Origin of the sequence: Micromonospora sp. CV4, assembly GCF_003667455.1 — a bacterium.
GTDB lineage: Bacteria > Actinomycetota > Actinomycetes > Mycobacteriales > Micromonosporaceae > Micromonospora.
Genome location: NZ_RCVI01000098.1, coordinates 1 through 4441, shown reverse-complemented (window position 1 = coordinate 4441; position 4441 = coordinate 1). Strand labels below are relative to the sequence as shown.

6 protein-coding genes are annotated in these 4441 nt (G+C 72.7%); 3 read left to right on the top strand and 3 right to left on the bottom strand.

Going from position 1 to position 4441, the window contains the following annotated elements; genetic code table 11:
- Positions 1-50: 50 nt before the first annotated feature.
- Entirely contained in the window at positions 51-197 is a 147-nt protein-coding gene (locus EAD98_RS31145) for a hypothetical protein (RefSeq protein ID WP_199723191.1), read from the bottom strand.
- 106 nt (positions 198-303) lie between these two features.
- The gene (locus tag EAD98_RS00825; RefSeq protein ID WP_199723189.1) at positions 304-1143 is read right to left on the bottom strand and encodes a peptidase M23; all 840 of its coding nucleotides are present in this window, start codon (positions 1141-1143) and stop codon (positions 304-306) included.
- A 420-nt stretch (positions 1144-1563) separates the two neighbouring features.
- Between EAD98_RS00825 and EAD98_RS00820 the strand changes: the two genes are divergently transcribed.
- From EAD98_RS00820 to EAD98_RS00810, 3 genes are read left to right on the top strand one after another with little or no spacing between them, the layout of a single operon-like run.
- Entirely contained in the window at positions 1564-2484 is a 921-nt protein-coding gene (locus EAD98_RS00820) for a proteasome assembly chaperone family protein (RefSeq protein WP_121652186.1), read from the top strand.
- A gap of 37 nt (positions 2485-2521) precedes the next feature.
- On the top strand, positions 2522-3319 hold the full coding sequence (locus EAD98_RS00815; RefSeq protein ID WP_121652185.1) for an exodeoxyribonuclease III: 798 nt from the start codon (positions 2522-2524) through the stop codon (positions 3317-3319).
- Between the two features lie 40 nt (positions 3320-3359).
- Positions 3360-3677, top strand: a complete 318-nt coding sequence (locus EAD98_RS00810; RefSeq protein WP_121652184.1) for an antibiotic biosynthesis monooxygenase — start codon at positions 3360-3362, stop codon at positions 3675-3677.
- 105 nt (positions 3678-3782) lie between these two features.
- Here EAD98_RS00810 and EAD98_RS00805 read toward each other — a convergent pair whose 3' ends face one another.
- A complete protein-coding gene (locus EAD98_RS00805) occupies positions 3783-4439 on the bottom strand; it encodes a class F sortase (RefSeq protein WP_121652183.1) in 657 nt (218 codons plus the stop codon).
- Between the last annotated feature and the right edge of the window lie 2 nt (positions 4440-4441).

Below are 4441 nucleotides of genomic sequence, written 5' to 3'. Positions count from 1 at the left end.
CCGGGTCTCTCCCCAGGTCGGTGCGGCGGGCGGGACGGCCGGTGGGGCGCTCAGCGGCGGCGGTTGGACAGCCGGGCCGCCAACCCCTTGAGCTTCTGCTGGTTGGCGGGCTTGGCCAGCTCGCGCCGCCCCCGGTCGACCAGCTGCTGCCCCTTGGGTGATCGCAGGAACATGCTGATCCGCTGCATCAGTGACATGACGTCCTCCTGTCGGTGATCCCTGTGTCATGTGTACCCCGTACCCGCAACGGATGTACCCGGGACCCGACAGGCTCAACCCCAACCGTCCATAGTGGGCGGTAGGTTACCGCCCGGCCGGCACGATGGCGTCGACGACCCTGTTGGCCCGCCACTCGTGCTGCTGGTAGTGCTCGGGGTACGCGGAGACCTGGACCGCCTGGGCGGCGTCGGTGAGCCGCATCTGCTGCCAGCCGGGCACCTGCTCCAACGCGCTGAGGAACTGCCGGGTGGCGAACTCGGGGTCCATCAGCCGCCCCACCGGCCCCCAGCCGCTGCTGGAGCGCTGCTGGAACAGCCCGACGGAGTCGTGGTCCCAGCCGACACCCTGGTGCGGGTGGTCCTGCGACTCGGGCAGCACGCCGCTGGCCACGTTGTAGAGGTTGCTCTCCTGCATGGCGGTGGCCACCGCGATCACCAGGCCACGGCGGGGGACCCCCATCTTGCGGCCGGTCCGGACGATCGCCTCGGCGTTCTCCATCTGGTCCTCGTCCAGCCCGGCGACGGGGGCCGGGTCGGTCGGTCGCGCCGGGGCGGCCTTGCGCGCCGACCGGGTGGTGTCCGGGTCGGCGGAGGAGGGGGCGGCGGCGGGAGTGGCCGCCCGATCCAGGCCACGGGAGGCACGCTGCTGCTCGGCGCGCTGCGCCAGCTCGGAGCTCCCGGCGAGCGAATCGCGGGCCACCGGGCCGGCGCTCTGGTCGCTGACCTGCACGACGGCGGCAAGGCCGAGGCAGCAGACCACACCGGTGGCGAGCGCCACCTGCGCCCGACGTCGACCCGTCAGGTCCCGGGCGTACGCCCGAAGCCGGCTCGCGGCGGTTGTCCGTTCGGCTGAGGTGCCATCCTCCATATCGGCAGTGGGGGTGCTCGGGGCGTTCGGGTCGTCGAGGGTGCCGTCGTCACGCATCAGACGAGGCTAGGCAGGCGTCCACGCCGATCACCCACGGTGATCACGTGGCGCTCGCCACAGATCGGGGCGGTCCTGGTGGACGACCGGGGTGGGTCGACCCGCCCGGGGAAGGGACCTCGCGTACCGGAAAAAGCCGGTGGGGCACGCGCAGCGGCACGATCCGTGACAGAGACGGACATCATGCCCCGAGCACCGACATGATCGACAAACTCGGCCTTTGGGCCGAACCGCCCTCGGCCGATCGGCCAGTAGGGCCACCCTGCCGGCGTAATCGGGTGATTAGTCCGGTCGAGCCCATCCACCGGGCGACGGATCGCCCGAAGCAGGAATGCACCAGGATGGCGGGTACGTTGCCCGAACCGGGTGCCGTCCGTCGCGTCGGCATCCCGTAGGCACATTCCAGGGAGGTCCGCACCGGTGCTCGACCCACACGAGCTCTACCAGCTCACCGACGATCTGCCCGACCTCGGGCAACCGGTCATGATCCAGGCCCTCACCGGGTTCGTGGACGCCGGCAACGCCAGCCGGCTGGCCCGCGAGCAGCTGCTCACCTCGCTGGAGAGCCGGCCGATCGCCACCTTCGACGTGGACCAGCTCTTCGACTACCGCTCGCGCCGTCCCGTGATGACCTTCGTCGAGGACCACTGGGAGAGCGTCGACGCGCCCGAGCTCGAGCTGCACCTGCTGCACGACGACGACGAGACCCCGTTCCTGCTGCTCACCGGCCCGGAGCCGGACCTGCAGTGGGAGCGGTTCGTGGCAGCGGTCGCCGGGCTCGCCGCCCGTCTGGACGTCCGGCTCACCGTCGGGCTCAACTCGATCCCGATGGCGGTGCCGCACACCCGGCCGACCGGGGTGACCGCGCACGCCACCCGGCCCGAGCTGATCGCCGGGTACGAGCCCTGGCTGCAACGCGTCCAGGTGCCCGGCAGCGTCGGTCACCTACTGGAGTTCCGCCTCGGTGAGCAGGGCCGTGACGCGCTGGGCTTCGCCGCCCACGTGCCGCACTACGTGGCCCAGACCGAGTACCCGGCCGCCGCCGAGGTGCTGCTCACCTCGGTGTCCCGCAGCACGGGGCTGCTGCTGCCCGGCGACGGGCTGCGCTCGGCCGCCGAGGTGGTCCGGGTCGAGATCGACCGGCAGGTCGCCCAGACCGAGGACGCCGCCGCCCTGGTCCAGGCCCTGGAGGAGCAGTACGACGCGTTCTCCCGGGGCCGTGGGGAGAAGAGCCTGCTCGCCGCGGAGGCCGGCCCGCTGCCCACCGCCGACGAACTCGGCGCGGAGCTGGAACGGTTCCTCGCCGAACAGACCCGTCCCGGCGACACCCCGGGCAGCTGACCCGGCGTCGCGGGGCCGGATGCGGCAGGCTGGAGACATGCGCCTGGCGACGTGGAACGTGAACTCGGTGAAGGCCCGGCTGCCCCGGCTGCTGGAGTGGCTGGCCGGCACCGAGCCGGACGTGGTCTGCCTGCAGGAGACCAAGTGCCCGGACGGCGCCTTTCCCGTGGCCGAGGTGGGCGAGCTCGGCTACACCGTGGCCAGCCACAGCGACGGCCGGTGGAACGGGGTGGCCATCCTGTCCCGGGTCGGCCTGACCGACGTCCGGGTCGGGTTCGCCGGTGATCCCGGCTTTCCCGAGCCGGAGGCCCGGGCCATCTCCGCCACCTGCGACGGGGTGCGGGTCTGGTCGGTGTACGTGCCCAACGGCCGGACGCCGGACGACCCGCACTACGCGTACAAGCTGGCCTGGTTCGCGGCGCTGCGCGACGCGCTGGAGGCGGAGCTGGCCGGCGGGCTGCCGCTGGCCGTCTGCGGCGACTTCAACGTCGCCCCGACCGACGCGGATGTGTGGGACCCGGCTGTCTTCACCCACTCCACGCACGTCACGCCGGCCGAACGGGCCGCTCTCGCGGCACTGCGCGACCTGGGGCTCAGCGACGTCGTGCCGACCCCGATGAAGGGACCGCACCCGTTCACGTACTGGGACTACCGCGCCGGGATGTTCCACCAGAACAAGGGCATGCGGATCGACCTGGTGTACGCCTCGGCGCCGTTCACCCGGGCGGTCCGCTCGGCGTACGTGGACCGGGAGGCCCGCAAGGGCAAGGGCCCCTCCGATCACGCCCCGATCGTGGTCGACGCCGACCTGGTCCCCGTGGTCGAGGCGTTCTGAGTTCCGTTCCCGGGCCGCGGGTGGTGGCTAGGGTGGGCAGATGGCAGTCGTGAAGATCAACGCAATCGAGGTCCCACCCGGCGGCGGCGCCGAACTGGAGAAGCGGTTCGCCGCCCGAGCCGGGACGGTGGAGAACTCCCCCGGTTTCCTCGGCTTCGAGCTGCTCCGGCCGGTGGCCGGCGAGACCCGCTACTTCGTCTACACCCGTTGGGAGACCGAGGAGGCGTACCAGGCGTGGGCCGCCGGACCGTCCCGCGCCGCACACGCCGCGGCCCCCGGCGAGAAGCCCCGCCCGCCGGTGGCCACCGGCGCCAGCCTGCTGGAGTTCGAGGTGGCCCTGGAGGTCCCGCAGCCCTGACCGCACGGCCCGCACGTCGATCCACTCCAGATCGCTGATGTCGGGGTGTCCGAGCCGGCGGGACACCCCGATATCGCCGATCCCGTGTCGATCACGACTTAGGGGTCAGGGCGTGCGGGAGGACTGCAGGGTGGCGAAGGCGATCACGTTGTCGGCGTAGCCGGTGCGGCCGCCGATGAACTGGCCGCCGCAGGTGATCAGACGCAGGCCGGGGGGTCCGTCGTGGCCGTAGATCCGATCGGCGGGCAGGTGGTCCTTCGGGAAGTGCTCAACCGTGTCGATCTTGAACACCACCGTCGACCGGTCCGCCCGGGCCACTTCGACCAGGTCGCCGGGCTTCAGCTTGCCCAGGTCGTAGAAGACCGACGGCCCGCTCTTGGTGTCCACATGCCCCACGATCACCGCCGGGCCGGGCTCGCCGGGCGTGGGCCCGCGGTCGTACCAGCCGGTCTCGTTGTGCCGCTCCAGCGGGGGTACGGCGATCGAGCCGTCCCGGGCCTGCCCGACCGGGGCCACCGGGGCGGCGACCTTGATCGCCGGCACCGAGAGGCGCACCGGACGGCTGGCCGACAGTCCGACCGTCTCGCTGCGGGGCGGCCGGTCACCACCGGCTGGCGCCCAGTCCAGCGGGCCGACCGAGCGGCCCAGCCCCGCGCCGGTGGCGAACACGCCGAGCAGCACCAGCACCACGGCCAGCGGCACCGACCAGGGGCTGCGGCCGGGCGGACGGCTGCGCCGGGGCGCGACGGCGGTCGGCCGCAGCC

What these genes read in the sequence shown, in the direction of transcription:
- EAD98_RS31145 (WP_199723191.1), bottom strand. Translation starts at nt 197, where the DNA reads ATGTCACTGATGCAGCGGATCAGCATGTTCCTGCGATCACCCAAGGGG.
- EAD98_RS00825 (WP_199723189.1), bottom strand. Translation starts at nt 1,143, where the DNA reads ATGCGTGACGACGGCACCCTCGACGACCCGAACGCCCCGAGCACCCCC.
- EAD98_RS00815 (WP_121652185.1), top strand. Translation starts at nt 2,522, where the DNA reads ATGCGCCTGGCGACGTGGAACGTGAACTCGGTGAAGGCCCGGCTGCCC.
- EAD98_RS00810 (WP_121652184.1), top strand. Translation starts at nt 3,360, where the DNA reads ATGGCAGTCGTGAAGATCAACGCAATCGAGGTCCCACCCGGCGGCGGC.